The organism is Halocatena halophila (genome assembly GCA_027563145.1).
GTDB classification, from domain to species: Archaea; Halobacteriota; Halobacteria; order Halobacteriales; family Haloarculaceae; genus Halocatena; species Halocatena halophila.
Window position 1 is genome coordinate 2315654 of the sequence record CP071306.1, and the last position, 22755, is coordinate 2338408.

The 22755-nt window shown below is 59.6% G+C and carries 29 protein-coding genes; 14 read left to right on the plus strand and 15 right to left on the minus strand.

Annotated elements, in window-relative coordinates; all coding sequences use genetic code 11:
• Positions 1–27: 27 nt before the first annotated feature.
• On the plus strand, positions 28–453 hold the full coding sequence (locus JXQ78_RS12330) for a CoxG family protein (protein ID WP_330631067.1): 426 nt from the start codon (positions 28–30) through the stop codon (positions 451–453).
• A gap of 139 nt (positions 454–592) precedes the next feature.
• Here JXQ78_RS12330 and JXQ78_RS12335 read toward each other — a convergent pair whose 3' ends face one another.
• From JXQ78_RS12335 to JXQ78_RS12350, 4 genes are read right to left on the minus strand one after another with little or no spacing between them, the layout of a single operon-like run.
• Positions 593–2128: an aldehyde dehydrogenase family protein gene (locus JXQ78_RS12335; RefSeq protein ID WP_330631068.1), complete on the minus strand. Its 1536-nt coding sequence runs from the start codon at positions 2126–2128 to the stop codon at positions 593–595.
• A 57-nt stretch (positions 2129–2185) separates the two neighbouring features.
• Positions 2186–2818, minus strand: coding sequence for a protein-L-isoaspartate(D-aspartate) O-methyltransferase (locus JXQ78_RS12340; RefSeq protein ID WP_330631069.1), 633 nt, complete (start codon positions 2816–2818; stop codon positions 2186–2188).
• Positions 2819–2824: 6 nt separating this feature from the next.
• Entirely contained in the window at positions 2825–3475 is a 651-nt protein-coding gene (locus JXQ78_RS12345; RefSeq protein WP_330631070.1) for an HVO_0476 family zinc finger protein, read from the minus strand.
• Between the two features lie 53 nt (positions 3476–3528).
• A complete protein-coding gene (locus tag JXQ78_RS12350; RefSeq protein ID WP_330631071.1) occupies positions 3529–4485 on the minus strand; it encodes an aminopeptidase in 957 nt (318 codons plus the stop codon).
• Positions 4486–4630: 145 nt separating this feature from the next.
• Between JXQ78_RS12350 and JXQ78_RS12355 the strand changes: the two genes are divergently transcribed.
• The gene (locus tag JXQ78_RS12355) at positions 4631–5644 is read left to right on the plus strand and encodes a type II glyceraldehyde-3-phosphate dehydrogenase (protein ID WP_330631072.1); all 1014 of its coding nucleotides are present in this window, start codon (positions 4631–4633) and stop codon (positions 5642–5644) included.
• A 26-nt stretch (positions 5645–5670) separates the two neighbouring features.
• Here the strand turns inward: JXQ78_RS12355 and JXQ78_RS12360 are convergent, their stop codons facing one another.
• Positions 5671–6006: a hypothetical protein gene (locus JXQ78_RS12360; protein ID WP_330631073.1), complete on the minus strand. Its 336-nt coding sequence runs from the start codon at positions 6004–6006 to the stop codon at positions 5671–5673.
• Positions 6007–6194: 188 nt separating this feature from the next.
• On the opposite strand from JXQ78_RS12360, the gene JXQ78_RS12365 reads away from it, so the two are divergent.
• Positions 6195–6581: an Hsp20/alpha crystallin family protein gene (locus tag JXQ78_RS12365; protein ID WP_330631074.1), complete on the plus strand. Its 387-nt coding sequence runs from the start codon at positions 6195–6197 to the stop codon at positions 6579–6581.
• Positions 6582–6583: 2 nt separating this feature from the next.
• On the opposite strand, the gene JXQ78_RS12370 is transcribed toward JXQ78_RS12365, so the two are convergent.
• Complete coding sequence (locus JXQ78_RS12370; RefSeq protein WP_330631075.1) at positions 6584–7666, minus strand: aminopeptidase; 1083 nt, start codon at positions 7664–7666, stop codon at positions 6584–6586.
• Positions 7667–7786: 120 nt separating this feature from the next.
• Here JXQ78_RS12370 and JXQ78_RS12375 point away from each other — a divergent pair, with 120 nt between their 5' ends.
• Together JXQ78_RS12375 and ubaA are read left to right on the plus strand one after the other, a co-directional pair.
• Positions 7787–8077: a hypothetical protein gene (locus tag JXQ78_RS12375; RefSeq protein ID WP_330631076.1), complete on the plus strand. Its 291-nt coding sequence runs from the start codon at positions 7787–7789 to the stop codon at positions 8075–8077.
• Between the two features lie 40 nt (positions 8078–8117).
• Complete coding sequence (gene ubaA / locus JXQ78_RS12380) at positions 8118–8951, plus strand: SAMP-activating enzyme E1 (RefSeq protein ID WP_407934050.1); 834 nt, start codon at positions 8118–8120, stop codon at positions 8949–8951.
• On the opposite strand, the gene JXQ78_RS12385 is transcribed toward ubaA, so the two are convergent.
• The gene (locus JXQ78_RS12385; RefSeq protein ID WP_330631078.1) at positions 8930–9826 is read right to left on the minus strand and encodes an ABC transporter substrate-binding protein; all 897 of its coding nucleotides are present in this window, start codon (positions 9824–9826) and stop codon (positions 8930–8932) included. The two genes, ubaA and JXQ78_RS12385, sit on opposite strands and share 22 nt — an antisense overlap.
• 51 nt (positions 9827–9877) lie before the next feature.
• Here JXQ78_RS12385 and JXQ78_RS12390 point away from each other — a divergent pair, with 51 nt between their 5' ends.
• From JXQ78_RS12390 to JXQ78_RS12400, 3 genes are read left to right on the plus strand one after another with little or no spacing between them, the layout of a single operon-like run.
• Positions 9878–10228, plus strand: a complete 351-nt coding sequence (locus JXQ78_RS12390; RefSeq protein ID WP_330631079.1) for a DUF1232 domain-containing protein — start codon at positions 9878–9880, stop codon at positions 10226–10228.
• Between the two features lie 44 nt (positions 10229–10272).
• Complete coding sequence (locus tag JXQ78_RS12395; protein ID WP_330631080.1) at positions 10273–10851, plus strand: DUF6663 family protein; 579 nt, start codon at positions 10273–10275, stop codon at positions 10849–10851.
• A 54-nt stretch (positions 10852–10905) separates the two neighbouring features.
• Entirely contained in the window at positions 10906–11274 is a 369-nt protein-coding gene (locus tag JXQ78_RS12400) for a cell division protein SepF (RefSeq protein WP_330631081.1), read from the plus strand.
• Positions 11275–11304: 30 nt separating this feature from the next.
• Here the strand turns inward: JXQ78_RS12400 and JXQ78_RS12405 are convergent, their stop codons facing one another.
• Both JXQ78_RS12405 and JXQ78_RS12410 read right to left on the minus strand, forming a co-directional pair.
• Positions 11305–11694, minus strand: coding sequence for a DUF5611 family protein (locus tag JXQ78_RS12405; protein ID WP_330631082.1), 390 nt, complete (start codon positions 11692–11694; stop codon positions 11305–11307).
• A 37-nt stretch (positions 11695–11731) separates the two neighbouring features.
• Positions 11732–12469: a DUF7093 family protein gene (locus tag JXQ78_RS12410; protein ID WP_330631083.1), complete on the minus strand. Its 738-nt coding sequence runs from the start codon at positions 12467–12469 to the stop codon at positions 11732–11734.
• 82 nt (positions 12470–12551) lie between these two features.
• On the opposite strand from JXQ78_RS12410, the gene JXQ78_RS12415 reads away from it, so the two are divergent.
• Together JXQ78_RS12415 and ygfZ are read left to right on the plus strand one after the other, a co-directional pair.
• A complete protein-coding gene (locus JXQ78_RS12415; RefSeq protein WP_330631084.1) occupies positions 12552–12857 on the plus strand; it encodes a DUF6432 family protein in 306 nt (101 codons plus the stop codon).
• A gap of 41 nt (positions 12858–12898) precedes the next feature.
• Positions 12899–13969, plus strand: coding sequence for a CAF17-like 4Fe-4S cluster assembly/insertion protein YgfZ (gene ygfZ, locus JXQ78_RS12420; RefSeq protein ID WP_330631085.1), 1071 nt, complete (start codon positions 12899–12901; stop codon positions 13967–13969).
• 29 nt (positions 13970–13998) lie between these two features.
• Here ygfZ and JXQ78_RS12425 read toward each other — a convergent pair whose 3' ends face one another.
• On the minus strand, positions 13999–14889 hold the full coding sequence (locus tag JXQ78_RS12425; RefSeq protein WP_330631086.1) for a coiled-coil protein: 891 nt from the start codon (positions 14887–14889) through the stop codon (positions 13999–14001).
• Between the two features lie 325 nt (positions 14890–15214).
• Here JXQ78_RS12425 and JXQ78_RS12430 point away from each other — a divergent pair, with 325 nt between their 5' ends.
• Positions 15215–15643 (plus strand): DUF371 domain-containing protein, encoded by a 429-nt coding sequence (locus JXQ78_RS12430; RefSeq protein ID WP_330631087.1) that lies wholly within the window; start codon positions 15215–15217, stop codon positions 15641–15643.
• A 31-nt stretch (positions 15644–15674) separates the two neighbouring features.
• Positions 15675–16445 carry an endonuclease III domain-containing protein gene (locus JXQ78_RS12435; RefSeq protein ID WP_330631088.1) on the plus strand — a complete coding sequence of 257 codons (771 nt, stop codon included), beginning with the start codon at positions 15675–15677 and terminating at the stop codon, positions 16443–16445.
• A gap of 1 nt (position 16446) precedes the next feature.
• Here JXQ78_RS12435 and JXQ78_RS12440 read toward each other — a convergent pair whose 3' ends face one another.
• Positions 16447–17637, minus strand: coding sequence for a 3-dehydroquinate synthase II (locus JXQ78_RS12440; protein WP_330631089.1), 1191 nt, complete (start codon positions 17635–17637; stop codon positions 16447–16449).
• 105 nt (positions 17638–17742) lie between these two features.
• Between JXQ78_RS12440 and JXQ78_RS12445 the strand changes: the two genes are divergently transcribed.
• The gene (locus JXQ78_RS12445) at positions 17743–18432 is read left to right on the plus strand and encodes an HAD family hydrolase (protein ID WP_330631090.1); all 690 of its coding nucleotides are present in this window, start codon (positions 17743–17745) and stop codon (positions 18430–18432) included.
• 39 nt (positions 18433–18471) lie between these two features.
• Here JXQ78_RS12445 and JXQ78_RS12450 read toward each other — a convergent pair whose 3' ends face one another.
• Genes JXQ78_RS12450 through trpC form a run of 4 tightly spaced genes read right to left on the minus strand, consistent with a single transcriptional unit; the run spans position 18472 to position 22141 of the window.
• On the minus strand, positions 18472–19272 hold the full coding sequence (locus tag JXQ78_RS12450) for a 2-amino-3,7-dideoxy-D-threo-hept-6-ulosonate synthase (RefSeq protein ID WP_330631091.1): 801 nt from the start codon (positions 19270–19272) through the stop codon (positions 18472–18474).
• 37 nt (positions 19273–19309) lie between these two features.
• On the minus strand, positions 19310–20131 hold the full coding sequence (trpA, locus tag JXQ78_RS12455) for a tryptophan synthase subunit alpha (RefSeq protein ID WP_330631092.1): 822 nt from the start codon (positions 20129–20131) through the stop codon (positions 19310–19312).
• On the minus strand, positions 20124–21374 hold the full coding sequence (gene trpB / locus JXQ78_RS12460; protein ID WP_330631093.1) for a tryptophan synthase subunit beta: 1251 nt from the start codon (positions 21372–21374) through the stop codon (positions 20124–20126). Before trpB ends, trpA begins: the two co-directional genes overlap by 8 nt.
• Complete coding sequence (trpC, locus tag JXQ78_RS12465; protein ID WP_407934024.1) at positions 21371–22141, minus strand: indole-3-glycerol phosphate synthase; 771 nt, start codon at positions 22139–22141, stop codon at positions 21371–21373. Before trpC ends, trpB begins: the two co-directional genes overlap by 4 nt.
• Positions 22142–22235: 94 nt before the next feature.
• Between trpC and JXQ78_RS12470 the strand changes: the two genes are divergently transcribed.
• Positions 22236–22691, plus strand: coding sequence for an MGMT family protein (locus JXQ78_RS12470; protein ID WP_330631094.1), 456 nt, complete (start codon positions 22236–22238; stop codon positions 22689–22691).
• Positions 22692–22755 lie beyond the last annotated feature (64 nt).

Consider the following 22755-nt stretch of genomic DNA (forward strand, 5'->3'; position numbering starts at 1 on the left):
TTTTTGCTCGGGTCCCGAAGGGCACATATGACCGTGGAACTCTCACAGACGATCGAAATTGCGGCTGCACCAGAGGCAGTCTGGCGATTTATTGCCGACCCCGAAAAACGCGCACAGGCCATTAGCGTCGTTCAGGAGTACGAAGCGGTCGGTCCCCAAAAGGCCATCTGGCACGTCGAACTTCCAATTCCACTCGTTCGTCAGACCATTCCGATCACCACCACAGAGACCGACCGCGAACCACCCGAATACGTTAGATTCACGGGTCGTTCCTCGGCGGTTACGGTGATTGGTGAACACGAACTCGAGCCGATGCCGACAGGAACGACGCTCACGAATACGTTTTCGGTGACCGGGAAGCTCCCCGGCGTCGAACGGTTTTTCAGACGAAATCTGGACCGGGAGCTCTCCAATATCGAAGCTGCACTGCAGAAAGAACTGAATCGTTGCTGAGTTGGGCGGGATAACCGAGTGTAGTGAGGCGAACATTTATAGCGGGCCGAAATGTTACGGTAACTGCCGGCACGGCGCTTTTCTCGTCGGACCGGCGCAATCCGCTCGTCACCGTCGCCTCCTCACCCCTCGGTTTTCCTCAGTTGTCGGTTGTGATGTCTGCCGACAGTCCCTGTGCCATTTCAATATCTTTGGAGTTGTTGAGCGTCCAGGCAGTGCGCTCGGTGACGGCTTCGATCACTTCACGCGCGCTCGGGTAGCCGTTGCCCGACTTTTTCACGCCGCCGAACGGGAGATGGACTTCGGCACCGATACACGGGAGATTACCGTACGAGAGCCCGAGCTCTGCGTGGTCGCGGTAGTAGTTTATCTGACGGTAATCTTCTGAGATGATCGCGCCGGCAAGCCCGTACGGGGTGTCGTTTTGGATCTCGACGCCGCGTTCGATGTCGCCTGAGTATTTCATCAGCGCGACGTGAGGGGCGAACACCTCTTCGCGGATCGAGCGGAGCTCGCCCGCATCATCGTAGTCGATTTCGTAGACGAACGGGCCAACCCAGTTTCCATCCTCGTGGCCGTCGGGAATCTCTTCTGCGTCGAGTTCGGCGCGGTCAACGAGGACGGTTGCGCCCTCATCGCGTGCGAGCTGGTTGTACTCGAAGAATCGCTCGACCTGGCGCTCTTCGATCAGCGGCCCCATGAACGTGTCTTCCTCGAGTGGATCGCCAACCGCCACGTTTTCGGCGAGCTCAACGTAGCGCGATTTGAACTCGTCGTACACGTCTTCGTGAACGATCAGCCGCTCGCTTGAGACACAGCGCTGGCCAGTCGTCTTGAACGACGACATCACGGCGCTGTGGACGGCAATGTCAAGATCTGCCTTCTCGGTGACGAGCACGGCGTTTTTCCCGCCCATCTCGCAGGCACACGTGGTACCGGGTTGCTGTGCGACCTTCCCGGCAATCTCGTGGCCAACCTCTGCGCTGCCGGTGAACAACACCGAATCGATCTCTGCGGAATCGACGATCTCCGCGCCAGCATCGCCAAAGCCCTGGACCATGTTGAACACACCGTCCGGGATCCCCGCTGCGTCGAACATCTCGGCGATAACCTGCCCACAGAGCGGCGTCTGCTCTGCTGGCTTCCAGACCACGGTGTTCCCCTCGACGAGCGCAACGGCCATGTGCCAGAACGGAATGGCGACCGGGAAGTTCCAGGGCGTGATACAGCCGATCGTCCCGACCGGCTTGCGGCGCATGTAGGCGTCTTTCGATGGAATCTCACTTGGGACAACGTCGCCGTGTGGGTGGCGAGCGTCGCCGGCAGCCCATTCGACCATGTGAGCGGCCTCGACCACGTCAGCACGCCCCTCCGAGATCTCCTTACCGCACTCTTTGGTGACGATCTCGCCGAGCTCATCCGTTCGTTCTTTTAGCTCGTGGTAGATCTCCCAGAGATACTCCGCACGGCGAATGTGCGATAGGTTGCGCCACTCCTCGAACGCCGCGTTCGCGCTCTCGATTGCGCGCTCGATGTCGGCTGTCGTCCCGCGTTCGAAGGTGCCGAGCGTCTCGCCCGTTGCCGGATTCTCCGAGGTGAACGTCTCGTCTCCCGTCCCAGAGACGAACTCACCGTTGATGTACTGCTGGTGTACAACCGTTGACTCTCGACTCATGTGGCAATACTTGCACTAGGCAGGATAAAAACCAACCGACTGTGTGTCTCTGGGCCGTTAGTTCTCTTCGGACTGCATTTGGACGAATCTGACGGCACCGTCACTCGATCGTGTTAGTGTCCCGTCCGCGCGTTTTCGTGCGATGATGAGCTCCTGTGCTGTCGATCCGATGGGTGCCACGATCGTTCCGCCGGTGGTGACCTGATCGATGATGCCCTCGGGAATCTCGGCAGTGGCACACGTCAGATACGCCGCGTCGTAGGGCTCGTGTTCGGGCCAGCCGTCGTGGCCATCACCGTGTTTGACCCGAACGTCATAGCCGAGACGGTCGAGTTGTTGTTGGGCGGCTGCTGCGAGTGGCTCGATCAGCTCCACACTCGAGACGGGCCTTTCGACGAGTTCGGCCACGACCGCCGCGTGATAACCACAGCCCGTGCCGATCTCGAGGACGCCATCGTCAGGGGCGAGTCCGAGCGCGTCGGTCATGATCGCCACCATGTGTGGTGCGCTGATCGTCTGACCGTGCCCGATCGGGAGCGGTCGATCGTGATAGGCGTGCTCTTGCTGGTCGTCAGGGACGAACTCGTGTCTTGGAACCGACCGTAGCGCCTCGAGGACGGCCTCGCTCTCGATTCGTCCGCTGCGTTCGAGGCCATCAACGAGTCGATTGCGAGCCGCGTCGTGTGTCATGGGTACTTACCAGGCAGACCAGGCCGAAGAGGTTTCATCGTCGGCGTAGATGCGCAGTACGTCTTTTGCATACGCGCTGTCACCGCTGAAATCGAGCTGTTCGTGGTCGTAGCCCGTTGTGTCGTCTCGCAGTTTGATGGATTTGATCGTGAACTCCTCGTCGGCCATCGACCGGGTGCTTCCAACAGCAAACTCCTCGTCACCGGGGACGAGCACCTCAAAACTCCGAGTGTCCTCGTGTCGGCCGTCGTTGGGATTGACGGTGACGTTCACGGAGACGTTGTCGACTGCACGTGTCCAGATCGTCGAGACCGCATCCGCGCGTGCCTCCTCTTCTCTGCCGTCAGGGAGTTCCAGTGAGGTGATTCGCACGGTCATCAGCGCCATCTCGCTGTCGACGACGAACTCCTCGCCGACGGCAATCGTCTCGGTGGGCGGTGCTTCAACGCGCGTGTGAAACGACTCGCCATCCTGTGAGACGATCACGTCGCATTCGATCGTCGGCTCGCGTTCGATCGTCGTTTTGTGGACGTGGTCGCAGTCCGTACACCGGACGGTTGGTTGTCCGCCTGGTGAGAGCACCTCGTGGGCGGTCTCGTGTTCCGGAGAACAGGCCGGACACGTCGCTGGGACGTGACTCGGCGTCGTATCGCTCATATCACGACTACTGGCTGGGCGCGTATAGGCGGTTCGGCACGGCTGTGGCCTGGCTACTCGTCAGCCGTGGGCAACGAGATCGTCTCGCCGTCCACCGTCACGGTGGGGTCGGTGATGATCCCGTCGAGATGCAACGGCGCACTCACGTCGCCACCGATCGATGCATCGTCGCCAATGGCGATGTGGACCGTTTGCGCTGCCTTTTCGTCGAGCAACACCGAGCCCACCAGCTCAGTGACAGCGACGTTCGTGCCGATCCCGAGTTCTGCGAGGTTGTAGGCTGCCTCGCCAACCTCCTCGGCGGCGGTTTCGATCTGTTCGCGGATTTTTGGATCCTCGATTTCGGTGACCTGCCCGTCTTCGACAGTGAACGCGAGCGTCTGGCCGTCGTCGAGCAGTCCATGGGGCATCATCGTGCCGTCAACGACAAACGTGCCGGTGGCTGAGACGGGACTGACGAACGCTTCGCCCGCCGGCAAATTCGACATTTCGCCCGCCGAGTGGACGATACCGGTGTCCTGTTGGAACTGTCGGTCGCCGATCTCGAACGTGATGTCGGTGCCCGCTGGGGCCGTGACTCGAATGGTCTCTGCGTCGCTGACGGCATCGAACACCTGCTGGGTGTGGCGCTCGATTGCAGCGTAATCAACATCCAGCCCGGTGGTGAACACCCGTTCGGTGATTCCTGGGAGCGTTGCGACGCGGGCACCGGTTTCGTTGGCGTCCGAACGCGCACGAGTGTGGCTCAGGCTTTTCGTCGTCGGTGCGAGCACCACATCGGCCGCCGCCATCGCGGCAGCGACGGGGGCTGGTGGCTCTTCGCCGTGCTGGTCACCGGGGGGATACCGGACGATCGTGGTGTCCGCAGAGATCGTTCGGGCAACGTTGTAGAGTGCTTCGCCAATCGGTTGGGTCCCATCATCGGCGACAATCACACACCGCTCGTCGGCTGTCAGTCCCAAACACTGGTTGATGGCGGTTTCTGCGGCCGTTTGCAGTTCGCTGGTCATGATCTACCCTGGGTGGAGCTCGAAAAAGCGTTTGTCCTTCCAGTCTGTCTGCTCGGCTGAGAACTCACTCAGAAACGAGTAAACGGGCAATAGAGCGCTCGATAACCTCGAAACGTTTACCCACGTCGGTAGAGCACACTCAGGTATGATCAGCGTCGGAGTGAATGGCTACGGCACGATCGGCAAACGGGTTGCGGATGCTGTCGTCGCGCAACCGGATATGGAGCTCGTCGGCGTCGCAAAGACGCGACCAAATTTCGAGGCAGAGACAGCGGTTAAAAACGGTTATCCCCTCTTTGCGGCCATCGAAGAGCGGATTGAGCAGTTTGACGACGCCGGCATCGAGCTTGCCGGCACCGTTGACGAGCTGGTAGCAGCGAGCGACGTGGTCGTTGATGCCTGTCCGTCCGGGATTGGTGCTGAGAACAAGTCGCTGTATGCAGAACACGACACGCCCGCGCTCTATCAGGGCGGCGAGGACGCCGATCTCGTCGATGTGAGCTTCAACGCGCGGTCGAACTACGACGCGGCGACCGGCGCGGACCACGTTCGGGTCGTGTCCTGTAACACGACGGGGCTTTCCCGACTGCTCGCGCCGCTGGAGTCGGCGTATGGCGTCGAAAAGGCACGTGTGACGCTCGTGCGTCGTGGTGGCGACCCGGGACAGACTGGCCGCGGGCCGATCAACGACATCCTCCCGAATCCCGTGACGCTGCCGTCCCACCACGGCCCTGATGTCAACACGATCTTCCCCGAGCTCGACATCGACACCCTTGGGATGAAAGTGCCGGCCACGCTGATGCACACCCACAGCGTCAACGTCACGCTCGAGACGGTGCCGGACGAGGCGGACGTGCGGGAGCTTTTGGCGGACGAATCCCGGCTGTTTTGCATCAAGCCATCGATGGCGATTGATGGCTCGGGAAAGCTAAAGGAGTACGCCCACGACGTGGGGCGTCCGCGTGGCGATCTCTGGGAGAACTGCATCTGGGAGGAGTCGATCAGCATTGAGGGCGACGACCTCTACTGCTTCCAGGCGATCCACCAGGAGAGCGACGTCGTTCCGGAGAACATTGATGCGATCCGTGCGGTCACCGGCGTGGCCGATGCAGACGAGAGCATCGCCCGGACGAACGAAGCGATGGGAATGGGGTTGTAGGGCGTCCATCCACGGCGAAGTTCTTCTCAGCGAATGCTGGTCTCGGTGATCCACGCACCGAGATCATCGATGACGGTCTCCGTGACGTTCTCAAACGTGAACGTGACCGAAATCCCTCCGTCCTGCTCGGTGATGTTTCCAATTGAGGTTGGCGTACCGTACTGGGCGTGGAGCCCCCACCAGTACGATTCGAGCACATCGGTTGCATCCATCCCATCGCTGGGCAGAAACTCGGGACATTCCTCGACGATTGTGGCTCGTCCATCGTCGGTGAGCATGTGTGTTGCAGCCACAAACTGCCGTTCGATGAATCGTGATGCGAACGTTTTGACTGTCGCCGTGGAGAGTGGCTGCTCAGCCATCGTCGTTTCATTTGAAAGTGGCAATTTGATAACTCTTCCGCAAGTGTTCGGTATGCTGGCTGATACTTTGGTGACAACTCTCACACACCACAGGTACGGTTCAATAGAAATTGCTATTAATTTAATGGGGGTGGTTGAAAGGGTCGCGTTCAGAAGGCTTTTGATCACACGGAGCTTCAGGTTTAATCATGGGATCGCGCGACCGGGACCCGTTCGACGACATCTTCAACGAGCTCAGTCGGATGATGGACGAGATGATGGGTGGCAATTTCGACATGCATGTCGAAAATGGTGACTCAGGCTTTGGGACGGACGTTCACCTCACCACCCAGACTGACGACGACCACGTCTACGTCATCGCCGATCTGCCAGGGATCGACAAGGAGGCGATTGACGTGAAATGCGATGGGAAGACGTTGACCATCTCGGCCAGCACGGAGCACCGGGAGTACGAAGAACAGCTTCGGCTCCCCGTCTCGGTGGATGAACACGCTGCCAGCGCAACGTTCAACAACAACATCCTGGAGATCAAATTCGAACGGAACGACTCCTCGGCCAACATCAACGTCGAGTAACGCTACGACAGCTGGAACTGCCCGTTTTTGAGCACCGTCTCACCATCAATACTGAGCGATGCGTCCGTGCTCATGTCCACGAGCATATCCACGTGGACCGCGCTGTCGTTGCCGTCTTCATCGGCCGGAAGGCACGCATCATACGCTCGCCCGAGCGCCAGATGGATCGTTTCGCTCATTTTCTCATCGAACAGGATGTTATCGGTGAACCGATCGATGCCGTCGTTCATTCCGATGCCCAGCTCGCCGAGCCGTCGCGCGCCGGGATCAGTTTCTAGAATCGTCTCAAGCAACTCGACGTTATCCGCGTCGTAGTCGGTTACCACGCCGTCTTCGAACGTGAGCTCGACTCTCTCGAACCGCTCGCCGGCGTAGGTCAATGGCAGATCGAACACGACAGTTCCCTCGGTGGTTGTCGGTGCAGTAAACACCTCTCCGGATGGAAGATTGTGTGAGTCGTATTCAACGGAGGCCGCGCTGTTGATTGCGGTCCGGTTCGCGATCGAGAGGGTGAGATCCGTTCCTGCCCCCGTTTGAATACGGACGGTCTCGCCGTCATCGAGCGCGGATTTGAGCTGTGCCATCTTGGAGGCGAGTGCCTCCCAGTCGCGCAGAATGGCGTCGTAGACGAACTCCTGGTAGGCTGCAAATGACATTCCGGCCTGTTGTGCGAGCGCTCGGGTCGGATGGATCGTCGACACCCAGTCGGTGTCGAGACGCGCCTCTCGAATTGGAGCCCTGGCGGTGGCGAAGGCCTGCTGTGTCGCATCCGCGATATCGCTGGCTTCGCTGGTGTTCGTCGGCCCGCGGAGACTCAACACAACGTCTGCGTGTTCGTACAGCTGCTGTTCGTATGCGGGCGCAGCAGTGAACTCACCGTCGTGTGCACGGAGATACGCGCGGGATATCTCACTCGAGGCCGCGAGCGTGAGCATGTTCGCGTCGCGTTCGCCGAGCTCGTTCGCCACGGCAACCGCCAGCTCGTGTGCACCATCGCCAACCAGAACGACGACATCGTCGCCCGCCTCGACGCCTGCGCTCCACTCCGTGAGAATCCGTGCGTGTTCTCGAATTCGTTCGTCCATGACGGTGTGTGCCGATTGGCCGCCCTAACGATTGCGAATCGGCTCGCTCTGTCCGGTATGATGGTTGCGTGATGGCTTGGCAAACGCTGAAGGAAACGGCCGCTGATTGAGCGCATAATTGTGCGTGAAAACTCCACTCGAACGGTCTCTCGACGCCGGTTTGGGGCGATCATCGGCGGTGCAGGAACGCTTTCTGGCACGGGCGCTCGTGACACCATCGCACAGCTGACCGAAACGGAGCCGCCACAGAACGCTGCCACTGATGGTGATGACGATGAGGTTTCTCCGAGTCTACAGTTGATGCTCGTGGCCGTGGTGGCAGGAGTACTCTCGCCGATCGTGCTCGGACTGTTGCTCTGGCGCGGTGCCAACGAGACAAACGCGGACGAACTTGATGATTCACGACGGTGATCCATCAGTTTATTCCGATGCAAACCAACTGACGAGTATGGTGGCGCTCGATCTCGATGCGACGCAGCTCGATCGGTATTCTCGGCACCTGATTATGGATGCTGTCGGACCGGAGGGCCAACAGCAACTGCTCAACAGCCGTGTTCTCTGTGTTGGTGCAGGTGGGCTGGGATCGCCGGCGATCGAGTATCTCGCTGCGGCGGGCGTCGGAACGCTGGGTATCGTCGATGACGATGTCGTCGAGCGATCGAATCTCCAGCGCCAGGTCCTCCACACCGAGGCCGACATCGGCACGCCAAAAGTCGAGAGTGCAGCCGCGTTCGTCGAGGCCCAGGCTCCAGACGTGACCGTCGAGCCGATCGAACGGCGGCTCACGAAAGCGAACGCCCGCGAGCTGGTTGCATCGTACGACATTGTACTCGATGGCTCTGATAACTTTCCCACCCGATTTCTGCTGAATGACGTCTGTTGGCTGCGTGGGACGCCGCTCGTTCACGGGGCTGTCCTCAGATTCGAGGGGCAGGTCACGACGATTGATCCACGTGCTGATGGTCCGTGCTATCGCTGTCTGTTCCCGTCTGCACCGCCAGCTGGCGCGGTTCCCGGCTGTGCAACGGCGGGCGTGCTCGGCGTTCTTCCAGGGACCGTTGGCTGTTTCCAGGCGACTGAAGTGTGTAAACTCATCATGGAGACTGGCGATCCACTCGTCGGTCGGTTGCTCAGCTACAACGCTGCTGGGATGACGGTTGATACGGTGGAGTACGCGGCCAATCCGAACTGTCCCGTCTGTGGGACGAACGGCATCGACTCGATCGAAGAAATCGAATACACGGAGACGTGTGCCATCGACGATCACTGCGCCGGTGGCAGCTGATCGAACCCGACCGCGAGATCTTCGTCCGGTTGTCCACAGAGCGCTGGATGCAACAGCTTCCCCAGTTGTTCTGCCGTGTCTGCGAGCGTGGTTCCAGGGCGATGCAGCAATCGATCCCCATCCATTGCGTAGACGCTATCGGACTGTACAGCCCGCAGCTGGTCGTATTCTTCTCGGCTTGTGAGCTCATCTCGGTTGGCAGCCGTTTGTTCGATCGCAAAGCCACACGGTGCGATGACGATCACCGCCGGATCCGCCGCAATGATCGCCTCGAACGACCGTGGAATCGATCGCTCGGCCACAAATGCCGGTTCACCGCCGGCAATCTCGACCAGTTCGGGGACCCAGTGACCCGCCGTCATGATCGGTTCGAGCCAGTCGAGCACGGCAACCGTCGGTCTGCCGGAGGCATCGGCGGTGGTGGCTTTGACATTCTCGATTCGCTCGTCGAACGTCTTCTGGACGGTCGCTGCGGTCTCGGTGACGCCGATTGCCTCACCAATGCGCTGGATGTCTTCGCGAACGTCATCCAGGCTGTGTGGATCGGTGGTGAGCACAGAACAGTCCAGCTCAAGCGTTTCGACCGCCTCGGTAACGAGCACGCGATCGACGGCACAGACATCACAGAGCCCTTGCGTGACGATCAGATCCGGGTCGAGAGCTTCGAGTCTGTCGAGATCGATTGCGTAAACACCACCGTTTCGTTCGGCCTGCAGCACCTGCCGATCTATCGCTCGACTTGAGGCGGTGGCGTCGATCCGGCTTTCGGTTACGGCGGGCGCTGGGTGGTCACACTCGTGGGAGACGCCCACTGGATCGACACCGAACGCAGTCACGATGTCGGTCGCAGACGGTAACAGTGTGACAACGCGCATGGTAGTCGTCTAGCCAGTCAGCCTATTGGTCGTTGCGTTCTACTGGCGAGCATGAAACGAGTCCTCAGAGCCGGGATCGTCGAGACATACACCGTGGTGCGGGTCGCGCTGGACCGGCGCTCACCACACCAGCTTCGGCTCGTGGTTATTTTGCTGTTCGTTGGCGGCTATCTGCTCTCGCCGGTTGATGCTGTCTCTGATCTTCTTCCCGTCGTGGGTCTTGGCGACGATCTGCTCGTGGGCTTGCTTGGTCGGCGATTGATCTATGGAACTACCCCAGCAGAGCTTCTCGAAGAACATCGAGAGGTGGCCCGATCGCAGTTCCGGCTCGCAGCGGTCGTGGTCGGGCTGTTCGTACTGTTGTTCGTTGTGATCGTCGTTCGTTCGCTCGGACTGCTGTAGCGCCAATCGACAGGATCACCGCATTCGAGAGCAAACTGTCCACCATGACTACTGGCTCGTATCGCGTCCTTGAGAGCACTCGCGAAACAGACGAGCTATTATTGCTTGAGACGACGGACGCAGATCCCGTCTACGTCAGCACGGTTGGCTACGAGCAACCGCTTGCCTCGACTGTCGAATCGATCGATCCCGGCAATCTGCTTGCTGCCTCGTTCGACTGGTCACAATCGCGTCCCAGATTCGAAACCATCACCATCGAAAGCACGACAACGTTCACGTTCGTTTCAGGGGCGACAAATCTCTTCGAGGCGGCGATCAACTGCTGGGAGAACGCCAGAGCGAGCGGCGAACCGATGAACTCTATGGTGACTTACGACACGGATCGAAATCCCAATGGCGTCGTCTACGCCTTTGCCGAACAGTCCGGTGAGCAATCGCTGTTCGAGGAGTTTCGCGACGGGATCAAACCGCTCGATCCGCTGCTCGAACCGATCGAGCGCGTCAAGCCACCGTACGCCCTGTTCTGTCTCGATCCAATAGAGTATCCCTGCGTGATCGTCACCATCGCCTTCGATCAGTCGGGACTGTTCGCGAAAACGGTGCGCGATACGTACGTCGAGTGAGCTGTCCCTCCCCACGGCGTAAGAACTATACGCTCACCGGGCGCGCTTCGACCTATGGGGTTTATGGATCGATTGCTGAGCGAAGGCGGGGGCCGAAGCCATCAGCACACCGTCGACGACTACGTCGAGATCGATCTCGACGCACTGGACTCGGAGGTTCCAGACGCCGGAACCAATATCCACGTCGCAAAACTCGACAACAAACAGGATGTGATCGTCATCAAAGACGCAATCTACGACGGCGATATCGTCATCGCCGACATCACGCGACACTCAACGAGCGATCGCACAATGGAACACATCACTGATGAACTGAAACAGGTTGCCAACGAAGTGGGGGGTGATATCGTCCAGAAAGACGACGATCAGCTCATCATCACCCCGAGTGGCATCGGCGTTAGTCGAAAAAAACTGGGGCGATAATCCCCCCGCTAACACACCGCAACGACGGTATCAGGAGAGATCCGGCTCGTCGCTGTCTTCGACCGATCGCTTCATCGAGTCGCGTCGGCTTTTTGCATCCCGTCCGGTTGCCTCGAGTAGAAAGTCATTTTTCGCGTTCACTGCGTTTTCAGCCGCATCGATGTGTCCCTCTGCGATGACTTCCTCGGCTGGGCGCTCTTTGAATTCGACAGCAAGCTTGTCTTTTTTCCCCGAGTACTCAACAGTGCCGGCGACGATCCGCTCGAAGACGGGGTTTTTGGGCTCATCGATCACGAAGAGATCGCTGTTTTTGAACGTCTTCGTCCCGGTGATCGGTCCAAAATACTCCTCGACCGTCGACTCCATGTCCGGGATGCGTTCGTCGAGATGCTCTCCCCGTCGCATCTTGTATTCGCGCATGGAATGATCTTATCGAGAATCGGTTTAGGGTTTCCGTTCACCCGGTCGATTCGTTATCGGTTGACATCCGCTGTGGCGAAGAGAGATACGTCTCATGACAGTGTGGACAGAGATCTCCGGCTCGGAACGGACTGTCTCGGTTTCTCACGTCGAACGAACAGTGTACACACTCGAGGACGGCCACAGACTGCGTCGTAGATTCCTCCTCAGGGGTGGTGTCGGTGGGGGCTGTCGGTCCTGTAGTGATGATTTCGCCGTCGTCGGACGCCGGACTGATTGGCTCTGCAAGCTGTGTCTCGCCCGATCCAGTGGCGCGAGCAGTCCCATCGCCCGAGATCGAAATCTCCGCTTTTGTCCCTCGATCGTGAGCCCACTGGCCATCAGCAGACGTGCTATCACTCGAGAGTATGACAGCGTCGTCATCGGCCGGTGGTGCAGGCTCATCACGCTCCGTCCAGCCATCGGCTGTCGGATGATCGGTCTCGCCAGTGGCCGTCTCGTCCACTGTGGCCTCTGCGTCGGCGGACTCGGACGTGGGCGTCGACTGTTCGGTGTCCGTTGGCACCGTCGTTTTTTCAGCCGAGGACTGATCACCCCCTTCACGTGTCTGAGATGTGATCTCTTTTCGTTCTGCGAGGATCCGCTGCTCGCCACAGATCGAACAGTCCATGACCCGGCGTCGAACGGTGATGACCTCGTTTCCCCGCCGTTCACGCTCTGTTATGAGTTCCGGCTCCTCGAACCGGTGGCCAAGAACCGAACACTTGAACCCCATTGGTGGTATTTGTCACGCTTTATCCATAAATGCTCCCCTCGATTGGGGAACTGGTATATTCGAACCGAGAGTACGCAACGACATGCGCGCGAACGAGGAGTATCGGAATCGCGATGCGACGGAAGTTTCGATACTCGACGCGCTGGTCGAGCGATCTGCAGAAGGAATGACAATTCTCGAGCTCCGGACCCGTGTTGGCGTAGAGATCGACGTTCTCGAGACGGCACTGGCGTCGCTGAACGACGACGGACTGCTCGAAACGTCCCGAACCGATGGGCAGTTGTTGCTCAGACCGGCCGACCGGGTGATTCCGGAGACGGCCACGGACGATCCTGGAGAGCCGACGCTGATCGAACGCCTCCGCGATCGGCTGTTTGGCGACAGGTAGCGACCGGGTGGTTAATTTACGCGGCGCGTCGAGTGTCATCCATGAATGGGCTGGAGTCGGTTCACAACGAGTTCGGGGCGACGTTTACAACCGTCGGCCCAAAGCGCGTCGTCGCCGATTACGGCAAGCCAGCACGCACGAGCCGTGCGGTGCGCAAGGGTGTCGGCGTGATCGAACACGCGTTCGATGTGATTGCGGTCACTGGCGACGATCGCGTGTCATTCGTGGATAACGCGGTGACAAACCACGTTCCACGTGACGATGGCACGGGTGTGTACGCGCTGCTCTGTGATCCCCGGGGCGGCGTCGAAACCGACTGCTACGTGTTCGTGACTGACGGACAACTGCTGGTCCTGACGCCGCCCCAACGAAGTGAGTGGCTGCTTGAGGAGTGGCGCTCGAAAGTGTTCCTCGATGACGTGACGATTACGCATCGATCGGAACTGGCCGTGTTCGGCGTCTATGGAGGGACGGCGACGGAAAAAGTCGCCTCCGTGCTCACGGGTCCAGGTGCCCCAGCAGAGCCGCTTTCGTTCGTTCGTGGATCGATGGACGATGTGGGTGTCACCGTGATTGCCGACGATTACTGCATCGGTGATGAGGGCTATTTTGTGGTCGCCGATGCTGACCGCAGCGAACGGCTGTTCGATATCCTCCTCAATATTGGACTGAATGCCGTGCCGTTCGGTCATACCGTCTGGAATGCGCTGACGCTAGAGGCTGGAACGCCGTTGTTCGAGTCCGAACTCCAGGGTCGCATTCCGAACGTCACCGGCGTTCGAAACGCCATCGATTTCGAAAAGGGCTGTTTTCCGGGCCAGGAAGTGATCGCTCGGGTTGAAAACCGGGGGCAACCGTCACAGACGCTTTCTGGCGTGATGCTCTCTTCGACGGTCGCGCCCGGTACCGAACTGACCCATGAGGGATCAACCGTTGGAACGATCACCAGAACAACGGCCAGCTCTCGGCTCGATGGTGCGATCGGGATGGCGCTTGTTGACGGTGACTCGCCACCGAACGCCGTCTCTGCTGATGGTGTCGAAGCGACGCTTTCGGCACTCCCGCTGGCTGAGATGCCACATCGTTCGGCTCGCTGTCCACGATACGAGTAACGGGCGGAAAATCGATTCAAATTGCGTTCTTATAAGAGACCGGACTTCTGGAGCTTCATGAGATCCTCGGTGTCGAGGGTCTCTCCTTCTTTGAACTTCTGGTAGATGTCTTCGGCTTCTGCGCGCGCCTCTTCGCGCTTTTGTGCGCGCTCGTCGCGACGCTCTTTTTCCTCTTCTTTGTCCAGCTCACGGAGCCGTTTCTGGACACGAACGAAGTCCTCGTGGTGTCGGTCGGCAGACTCCTGGGCCTCGACAAACCGCTCGTGGGCTTCGTCGGCCTCATCACGGATGTCGTCGGCTTCCCGATAGGCTGCGATCATCTGGTTGTGGTGCTCCTGTGCCTTATCGGCCAGCTCGGTCACCTTCTGGTGGTGCGTCGAGGCCTCAGAGCGGATCTCCTTTGCCTCCTCGCGGAGCTCCTCAATGTCACCTCCCTGGTCCAGCTTTTCCTTGCGGTTCTGGTACTGGTCGCGCTTTTCTTCGATCTTCTCGATGAGCTCGCGCTCGTCCTCCGAGGAGAGCACCTCGGTCTGCTGGCGGAACTCGAGCTGCTCGATTTCCTCTTCGAGCTGGTCTAGGCTCTCGCCGTCGTCGAGGTCAAGCTCGGATTTTGTCTCATCGACCTTCGAGAACAGTTCGTTGGCCTCCGCGTTGAGCTCGTTTCGCTTTTGTTTGTGCTCCTGGACTTTGTTGTTGAGCTCGTCGCGTTTTTCGCGGTGATGCTGGGCCTCATCGACCTTTTCGCGAGTTTTGGCGTTGAGTTCATCACGCGTTGAGGCGCGTTCTGAGGCCTTCTGATTCAGTTCGTTGCGTCGGTCACGCAACTGTCCGGCGCGCTTGATCAGTTCGCCTTTGGAGTTGTTCTCGAGTTCGTCGTCGGTGAGGTCTACGTTCTTGGATTTATCGATTGACTGTGCCATAGTTGGTTTGAGTGCTATCCATTACCGCCTCTGGCGATAGCGGGAGCCGGCCGTCTGTAACAACCATCGAATAAGCAGTGTTCCGTTTCATTCTGGTCGCCGAACGATGCTCCTCGAAACGCTAGAGGCGTTCTGGTGCTAGAACATACTGATACAATCTACTTAAACCTTTCTCCACTGTGAACCGTCGAAACCTCCATCAACGGTGGGTACACGCCTCGTTAACGGCTAGCACAATTGTGCATGGATACTTAAATCATGCGAGTACCCATGGAACGGACCGACACCGAACGGGTGAAGACGGTGAGTCTGTCAGGATATAGTAATGGGCGGAGACGGAACAACGGTTGTGGTTCGGGCACAGGGACACGAACACGTTCGTGCAGAGCACGAATCGACGCTTGAGGTGACGACTGATGACTGGTTGACCCCTGCTGGCGACTGTATTGTTGGCGTTGAGGCTGACACGACGCTCGCGTCGTTCGATCCAGCGGTTGTCACCGCGTGTCAGGATCGTGCAACGGCAATCACCGTGACGCTTGCGGCTGGTGGCCACGAAGACACCGTCAGCGGCCACGGTCATCCCGAACTCACGTTCGAAGACGACCGGAGCATGGTGTTGCGCACGAGTGAGCACACCGACGATCGGACGCTGCTGGTTGGTGCGGACAAGGCGGCGTCGGATCTGGACCGGGAGCTTATCGCAGCGCTTGCTGACGGTGCCGATCTGACGGTGACGATCACCGTTGCGTAACGTTTTGTGACCGAAGTCCATGGATTCATTCATGCCCACGGAACCGACCGAGAACATCAGTGGTGGGCCGGCTGGGGGCGCAAGGAGCGATTCGTTCGATCGAGCGGAGAACCCAGCCACCGCCGAGCGGGTGATCGACCGGCTGGGTGAGCTGTACTGGGAGAAAACGTACGGCGGACAGGATGCGTTCGTCTGTCTCGTCCGGACGATTCTCAGTCAGAACACCACGGATGCGACGAGCCAGCCGGCCCACGACGCGTTGATAGAGCGCTACGAGGGTCCCGAAAGCGATCTTGCCCGCACACTTGCGGCTGCTGATCACGACGAGCTCGCCGAGACGATTGCGCCGGCCGGGCTCCAGCACCAGAAGGCAACGTCGATTATTCAGGCCGCAGAGAGAATCACAGAAGAATTCGACAACGCAACCGAATTCGACCGATTCGTCCGAGACACCACAACAGCGACGGTCCGCGAAACCTTACTCGAGTTTCACGGCGTCGGGCCGAAAACCGCCGACTGCGTGCTGTTGTTCGCCGGCGGCCAGTCCGGCGTGTTCCCGGTTGATACCCACGTTCACCGGATCTACCGGCGACTCGGTGTCGCGCCACCGGACGCCGACCACGAAACGGTTCGTGAGTCACTCGAAGCCACAATCCCACCGAAAAAGTGTGGCTTTGGACACACTGCGTCGATTCAGTTCGGTCGCGAGTACTGCACGGCCCGCCAGCCGGTCTGTGTCGACGATCCCAGTGCGTGTCCGCTATTCGATCTCTGTGATCGGGTGGGTGTCGAAACCGACTGAACTACTTCTCAATAATTGACTCTTCGACGGATTCACCGAAGTGACGCGCGACTTCCTCGTGATAGACCAGTACTTCATCGCCAACCTCGAGTTCGGTCACCGCTTTGCGTCCCTCGCTGGTTGCGACCTTGATCGTCTCTGCGTTCTGGAGCAGCGTTTCGATCACGTCACCGTTTACCTCCGCCTGGATTCGGAACATCGGTCGGCGTTCGATCTTCACGCGTCCCACGATCGCTTCGCGGGTGTTCCCGTCGGTGTCTACGACCTGGATTTCGTCGCCGCTGCCGAGCTCAGAGAGATATTTCGTCGTTCCGTCGGGCGTTCGAGCGTAGGCGTGAACGGCACCGGCGTTCACCCGAAACGGCCGCGAGGCCACATACGGTGAGTCTGCGGTTTCTGCGTGGACGAAAAACAGGCCACGACTCATCGATCCGACGAGCATCCCCTCATCGTGTTCGAAGAGGCTACCGGTGTCGACACAGACCCGGTCGGCAGAGCCAGTCTGTTCGATGTCCGTAACGACAGCCGGCGTGAGATCGACCGTCTCTCGACCGATCGACTCGGAGACGGTGACCGTCTCTCTGATCGCGTCGGGATCGTCGCTGTCGAGCAACACGGCGTCAGCGCCCTGTTCTAGGGTTTCGAACGCCGTTCGTGCTTCTTCGGCGGTCTGCACGCCGGCGATGAGCGTCGTCTCCTCGCCGATCCGGGCGATCAGATTTTCCAGTGGGATGATCGTCCAGTCCTCACCGATTACGATCGTATACGCTCCGAGTTCGGCAGCCGATTCGGCGAACGACTCGTACGATTCGCCCAGGATACGGACGAACGCACCGTTCGTGTCGGTGTCCTCGCGCTCAAGAAGATTGCAGTCTGCAGAACCAGAGAGATCGGCAGGAAGATCCAGCGTGCCGTCGCCTTCGCTGTTCTTGCCGGTGATGAGCGCATCAGGCTCGGCGGCAGTTCCGCCGTCCGTGTCGGCTGCTGGTACGGATTCGGCCGAACTGACGTGGACGCTGTCGTTGCCAAACGCTGCGACATTTACCGAGCCGAGTTCACGGACGCGCGCTACGTCCTCATAATCGACGAGTACCCAGTCGACACCGGCCTCGAGCCCTGTAGTGATTCGCCTGCGGCGGGCGTCCCAATCACCCACCTCGTCGTCGGCTTTGAGCCAGACTTCTCGAGTCATTATCTGTAACTGAACGTGAGACCCCTTGAGTATGCTGAAACAGTGTCGTGATACTGATTGACAAGATTGCGTGAGGCTTTTCTCACACCGCACCCATTGCAATGAATGGACGTCGATACCGTACTGTTCGATCTGGATGGGACGCTGTGCACCCATACTGTATCACCCGACCGCCAGCTCGCAGAGCTGTTCGACCGGACCGGTGTCGAGCCGTTTTTCGATCTTTCAGATGTTCACCGGACTGCTGCTAGCATCGATGCTCCCTCACGCGCGTCGTTTCAGCGCCAGCTCTACACACGACTCACGGCCGAGAACGAGAAGCCACCAGGTGTTGCCGATCGGCTGATCGCCGATGAGCCTCCCTACGATCCGACGAATGTGATGTTTCGAGACGGTGCAGAGCAACTGCTTGAGACGGTCGCAGGCTCCCATCGGGTAGGGCTCGTCACGAACGGCGACGAACGAACCCAGCGCCAAAAGCTCCAGCAGCTCGATATCGTCGATCTGTTCGACACGACAGTGTTCGCGGGTGGCGACCTGCCGACAAAACCCGCGACGGTTCCATTCGAGCTGGCGCTTGATGGGATCGATAGTGCCCCCAATATGACCGTTCACGTTGGCGACTCGCTCTATGCCGACGTGGCGGGAGCACACGCGAGCGGGCTCGAATCTGTGTGGACGCCCCTCGCACAGTCTCCACCGGAGTCGCCTGGAGCATACGAGACCACACACGGAGTGCGACAGCCAACCGCGGCCGTCAGCGAACTCACTGGTGTGCAGTCGTTGCTCCGGTGAGTTCGACACGTGCGTGAATGAAGATCGAGCCGATAGGTCCTACGCTTCGATCGCGAGGCCGGCCTGCTCAAGCGCCGCCTCGGCACTGAGATCGTCGTGTACGACGCCGGCGACCGCTCGCGTGATCGCGGCCGGGTCGTCGTGCTGGAAAATCGTCCGTCCCATCGAGACACCGGCCGCTCCAGCGTCCATTGCGCCACGAACCGCAGCCAGCGACTCTCGGTCCGAATCCGGAGCCCCGCCCGCGATCACAACGGGCAGTGCCGTGGCAGCACAGACCTGCTCAAAACTGGCCGAGTCTCCACTGTAGGCCGTTTTTACCAGGTCTGCACCCAGCTCCTCACCGAGCCGGACGGCGTGGCTCAACGCCGCTGGATCGTGCTCGTCGACGCCCGGTCCGCGGGCGTACGTCATGGCGAGCACCGGAATGCCAAACTGATGGGCTTTCTCGGTAATCGTCGCGAGATCCTCGATCTGTTTTGGCTCGTGGTCGCTCCCCACGTTGATGTGAAGCGAGACGGCGTCACCCCCTCGGCGGATCGCGTCGGTGACGCTGCCAGTGATTCGTTTATCGTTCGTGTCCGGTCCCGATACCGTCGAGCCGTTCAGATGAACGATGTACCCCGCACCGTTCGTGTTGCCGTGAACCCGTGGTGAGATCCCCTTTTGCGTCAACACGCTGTCTGCGCCACCACGCGTGACGGCGTCGATCGTCGATTCGATCGCTTCGAGCCCATCAACTGCGCCAAGCGTGATCCCGTGGTCCATCGGGACGATAACGTACCGTCCGGCTGTTCCGATTCGTTCGAGTCGTGCCTGTCTGCCTGTTTCGATACCCATGATAGTAATTACCAAGCCTTCCAAAATGCGATTGCGGTCATGGCTGTTGTTGCAGCTTTGTGATGGCCGTTGTAATTTCTCTCGATTTAGCTTCGAGTCTCTGTGCGACCATATCGGGCGAATCGCCTGCCCGATGGCCCTCGCCGATGATCTCAACCAATGCACTCCCGACGATCACGCCATCAGCACCGCTTTCGATCACTGTCCGGGCGTGCTCGCCCGACGAAATGCCAAAGCCGACGGCAACCGGGAGCTCGATGTCGGTGAGCCGGTCCAGACTCGCAGCCGTCTGCTCGCTCACGTCGGAACGGGCACCTGTGACACCGAGTCTGGCCTGGACGTACAGATACCCAGAACAGAGCGAGACGAGCCGTTCGAGTCGGTCGGTCGTCGTCGTTGGTGCAACGATCGTGATCAGATCGAGTCCGTGACTCTGACACGCGCTGTGCAACGGGCCGGCCTCTTCGGCGGGGAGATCCGGAACGATGATGCCATCGAGCCCCGCTGTGGCCGCTCGTTCGACGAACGGTCGTGGGCCATCGTGCGTTCCGTACTGGTAGATGAGGTTGTAGTAGGTCATACAGACCAGCGGAACCGTCACGTCGAGTTGCTCGAGGAATTTGAAAAATCGAACGGGCGTCATTCCTCCCTCGAGCGACCGACTGATCGCGTTCTGGATCGTTTTTCCTTCCGCGATCGGTTCGGAAAACGGAAGGCCCAGCTCGATCACGGACGCACCACCCCGTTCTAGCGCCTGGACATACTCCAGTGAGGCTTCAAACGTCGGATCACCGGCCGTGAGATACGGGACAAATGCCGGCCCAGTGTCGAACGCTGCAGTGATTGCGCTGTTATGCATCGGTTCCTCCATTGGCTGGTGGGTCAAACACGTCCATGTCTGGCGTTTCGGGAATGTTTCGTCGAGTTGATTCTTCGAGTACGGTCTCCAGATCTTTGTCTCCACGTCCGGAGACGGTGAGAACGATCTGCTCGCCGAGTTGCGATTCGGTTGCCTCCTCAAGCCAGCCCACGGCGTGTGCGGTTTCGAGCGCCGGAATGATTCCTTCAGTCTGTGAGAGGCGGTGGACGCCTGCGAGTGCCGTCTCGTCATCGACGGTGTGTGCACTCACTCGACCGGCATCGACGAGATGAGCGAGTTCGGGCCCGACCCCGGCATAATCGAGGCCGGCAGAGACGCTGTGACTTGCCATGATCTGGCCGTGTTCGTCCTGTAAGACGCGGGTTCGTGCGCCATGGAGCACACCCTCGCTGCCGGTCTGAAGCGTCGCTGAATTCGGAGCCACGCCCGCATCGGCGTCGACCGTCAGCGACTCGCCGCCGGCCTCGACGGCGTGCAGGGCAACGTCGTCGTTCAGAAAGGTGGTGAACGATCCCATCGCGTTTGAGCCACCGCCGGCACACGCTACGACGCTCGTGGGCAACGATCCCGTCCGATCACGAATCTGTCGACGACTCTCCTCGGAGATCACCGACTGGAACTCCCTGACGAGCTTCGGAAACGGATGCGGACCGACGACGGAACCGATTACGTAGTGTGTCGTCTCCACGCTCTGGGCCCAATCTCGCATCGCCTCGCTGATCGCCTCCTTGAGCGTTCCGCGACCGACATCGACTGGTGTCACCGTCGCGTCGTTGAGTCGCATCCGAAACACGTTCGGTCGCTGACGGTTCGTGTCGGTACGGCCCATATAGATCTCACACGGCATGTCAAGATGGGCGGCAGCCATTGCGGTCGCCGTCCCGTGCTGGCCAGCACCGGTTTCGGCGATAATCCGTTCTTTGCCCATATATTTTGCGAGCAGCACCTGTCCCAGTGCGTTCGTGAGCTTATGCGCACCCCCATGGACCAGATCCTCTCGTTTGAGATAGACATCCGTGTCGTATCGATCCGAGAGCGCGTCGGCTCGCTGGAGTGGCGTCGGACGACCGCCGAACGAGCGCATCCGCTCGTGGAACTCGTCCATGAAGCCGTCTGCGTTTTCGAGCACGTACTGCTCGTAGGCCCCTTTCAACTCCGTCAGGGCGGGCATCAGCGCCTCGGGAACGTACTGCCCGCCGTATCGGCCGAAAGTTCCGGTCATTGGGCTGGAGTCGTCAGATCCCGCGTGGTCGTCGTCACGTCGCCGTCCATGATCGCCGTCCCGATCAACAGCGCATCTGCGCCAGCTGCTACCATACGACGACAATCGGCGGGGGTGCTCATGCCGCTTTCGGCAACCACGAGTCGATCATCTGGAACCGCCGGCGCAAGTCGCTCGAACGTGCCGAGATCGACCGTCAGCGACGCCAGGTCCCGATTATTGATGCCGATGATGGACGCTCCTGCCTCGATTGCCGATCGGAGTTCTTCGCGCGAGTGTACCTCGACGAGCACCTGAAAGCCACGCTCGCGTGCTGCGGCTACCATCGCTGGAAGGTCATTACAAAAGCGTGCGATCAACAACACCAGATCGGCCGCAACCGCATCGAGCTGTGACTCACGGAGAATGAAATCCTTCCGTAACACCGGAACTGAGACCGCGTTGCGGACGCGTGTGAGCGTTTCAATCGAGCCACCGAAATGATCCGGCTCGGTGAGCACAGAGATCGCGGCTGCCCCGCCCGCAATCATTGACTGTGCCAGCGCAACCGGATCGTCCGCTCGAATCCCGTCGGTCGTCGGACTGGTTGGCTTTATCTCTGCGATCACCGGTCGCCGGTCGTCTCCCAACGCTGCCAGTCGATCAGGGAATGACCTGGCATCTACTGACACTCGATCGGTGTCTCCCGATCGGGTGCGCGCGCTGTGAAGAATCGATCGCACCGCTGGTGCGACCGAAGACTCCACAGGCGGTGTTCTATCAACCATTGTTGTACGCTAATGAACTCATCTGTACATAAGACTTGCGTCGTTGGGCCCGATGACCACATCGTTGATGGCGACGATCGCCCTACGAGAACGTATGGACGCTCCAGGGGAGGCAGGCATTTTCGCGCGAGAGGCACCGACACTCGACCGAACATTGCAGTGTGGGGTTGCTGGCAGCCGGTTGCTTTCGGTCAGCTTTCCAGCGGAGCCCGATCCGTCGGCCAGCGGCTCACACCAGATTCTCGACCGAATCAGCGAGTATCTGCAGGGAGCGACCGATTCGTTTGACGATGTGACGGTCGGGCTGACCGTCCCGACCGACCAGCGGGCGGTGCTCGAGGCAACTCGGAAGATTCCGTACGGCGAGACGGCCAGTTGCGAGCAGCTCCGCTCGATGGCCGGGCTCGATGAGGATGAGACAGCGACCGTTCACACGGCGCTGCGTAGTAATCCGATTCCGATCGTGGTGCCGGATCATCGCGTTTCCGACGGACCGAGTGCCGTACCGTCCGCAATCGAACGGCGGCTACGAGCGCTCGAAGGCCTGTAAGGCCACGGGCACACACGATTGGTCTCGTTCAGTTCCGTTCAGCTGGCGATTCGAAATGGTTCTC

Excerpts from the sequence above, each read along its gene's own strand:
- JXQ78_RS12330 (WP_330631067.1), top strand. The coding sequence starts at position 28 with ATGACCGTGGAACTCTCACAGACGATCGAAATTGCGGCTGCACCAGAG.
- JXQ78_RS12335 (WP_330631068.1), bottom strand. The coding sequence starts at position 2,128 with ATGAGTCGAGAGTCAACGGTTGTACACCAGCAGTACATCAACGGTGAG.
- JXQ78_RS12340 (WP_330631069.1), bottom strand. The coding sequence starts at position 2,818 with ATGACACACGACGCGGCTCGCAATCGACTCGTTGATGGCCTCGAACGC.
- JXQ78_RS12345 (WP_330631070.1), bottom strand. The coding sequence starts at position 3,475 with ATGAGCGATACGACGCCGAGTCACGTCCCAGCGACGTGTCCGGCCTGT.
- JXQ78_RS12350 (WP_330631071.1), bottom strand. The coding sequence starts at position 4,485 with ATGACCAGCGAACTGCAAACGGCCGCAGAAACCGCCATCAACCAGTGT.
- JXQ78_RS12355 (WP_330631072.1), top strand. The coding sequence starts at position 4,631 with ATGATCAGCGTCGGAGTGAATGGCTACGGCACGATCGGCAAACGGGTT.
- JXQ78_RS12360 (WP_330631073.1), bottom strand. The coding sequence starts at position 6,006 with ATGGCTGAGCAGCCACTCTCCACGGCGACAGTCAAAACGTTCGCATCA.
- JXQ78_RS12365 (WP_330631074.1), top strand. The coding sequence starts at position 6,195 with ATGGGATCGCGCGACCGGGACCCGTTCGACGACATCTTCAACGAGCTC.
- JXQ78_RS12370 (WP_330631075.1), bottom strand. The coding sequence starts at position 7,666 with ATGGACGAACGAATTCGAGAACACGCACGGATTCTCACGGAGTGGAGC.
- JXQ78_RS12385 (WP_330631078.1), bottom strand. The coding sequence starts at position 9,826 with ATGCGCGTTGTCACACTGTTACCGTCTGCGACCGACATCGTGACTGCG.
- JXQ78_RS12390 (WP_330631079.1), top strand. The coding sequence starts at position 9,878 with ATGAAACGAGTCCTCAGAGCCGGGATCGTCGAGACATACACCGTGGTG.
- JXQ78_RS12395 (WP_330631080.1), top strand. The coding sequence starts at position 10,273 with ATGACTACTGGCTCGTATCGCGTCCTTGAGAGCACTCGCGAAACAGAC.
- JXQ78_RS12400 (WP_330631081.1), top strand. The coding sequence starts at position 10,906 with ATGGGGTTTATGGATCGATTGCTGAGCGAAGGCGGGGGCCGAAGCCAT.
- JXQ78_RS12405 (WP_330631082.1), bottom strand. The coding sequence starts at position 11,694 with ATGCGCGAATACAAGATGCGACGGGGAGAGCATCTCGACGAACGCATC.
- JXQ78_RS12410 (WP_330631083.1), bottom strand. The coding sequence starts at position 12,469 with ATGGGGTTCAAGTGTTCGGTTCTTGGCCACCGGTTCGAGGAGCCGGAA.
- JXQ78_RS12415 (WP_330631084.1), top strand. The coding sequence starts at position 12,552 with ATGCGCGCGAACGAGGAGTATCGGAATCGCGATGCGACGGAAGTTTCG.
- ygfZ (WP_330631085.1), top strand. The coding sequence starts at position 12,899 with ATGAATGGGCTGGAGTCGGTTCACAACGAGTTCGGGGCGACGTTTACA.
- JXQ78_RS12425 (WP_330631086.1), bottom strand. The coding sequence starts at position 14,889 with ATGGCACAGTCAATCGATAAATCCAAGAACGTAGACCTCACCGACGAC.
- JXQ78_RS12430 (WP_330631087.1), top strand. The coding sequence starts at position 15,215 with ATGGGCGGAGACGGAACAACGGTTGTGGTTCGGGCACAGGGACACGAA.
- JXQ78_RS12435 (WP_330631088.1), top strand. The coding sequence starts at position 15,675 with ATGCCCACGGAACCGACCGAGAACATCAGTGGTGGGCCGGCTGGGGGC.
- JXQ78_RS12440 (WP_330631089.1), bottom strand. The coding sequence starts at position 17,637 with ATGACTCGAGAAGTCTGGCTCAAAGCCGACGACGAGGTGGGTGATTGG.
- JXQ78_RS12445 (WP_330631090.1), top strand. The coding sequence starts at position 17,743 with ATGGACGTCGATACCGTACTGTTCGATCTGGATGGGACGCTGTGCACC.
- JXQ78_RS12450 (WP_330631091.1), bottom strand. The coding sequence starts at position 19,272 with ATGGGTATCGAAACAGGCAGACAGGCACGACTCGAACGAATCGGAACA.
- trpA (WP_330631092.1), bottom strand. The coding sequence starts at position 20,131 with ATGCATAACAGCGCAATCACTGCAGCGTTCGACACTGGGCCGGCATTT.
- trpB (WP_330631093.1), bottom strand. The coding sequence starts at position 21,374 with ATGACCGGAACTTTCGGCCGATACGGCGGGCAGTACGTTCCCGAGGCG.
- trpC (WP_407934024.1), bottom strand. The coding sequence starts at position 22,141 with ATGGTTGATAGAACACCGCCTGTGGAGTCTTCGGTCGCACCAGCGGTG.
- JXQ78_RS12470 (WP_330631094.1), top strand. The coding sequence starts at position 22,236 with ATGGACGCTCCAGGGGAGGCAGGCATTTTCGCGCGAGAGGCACCGACA.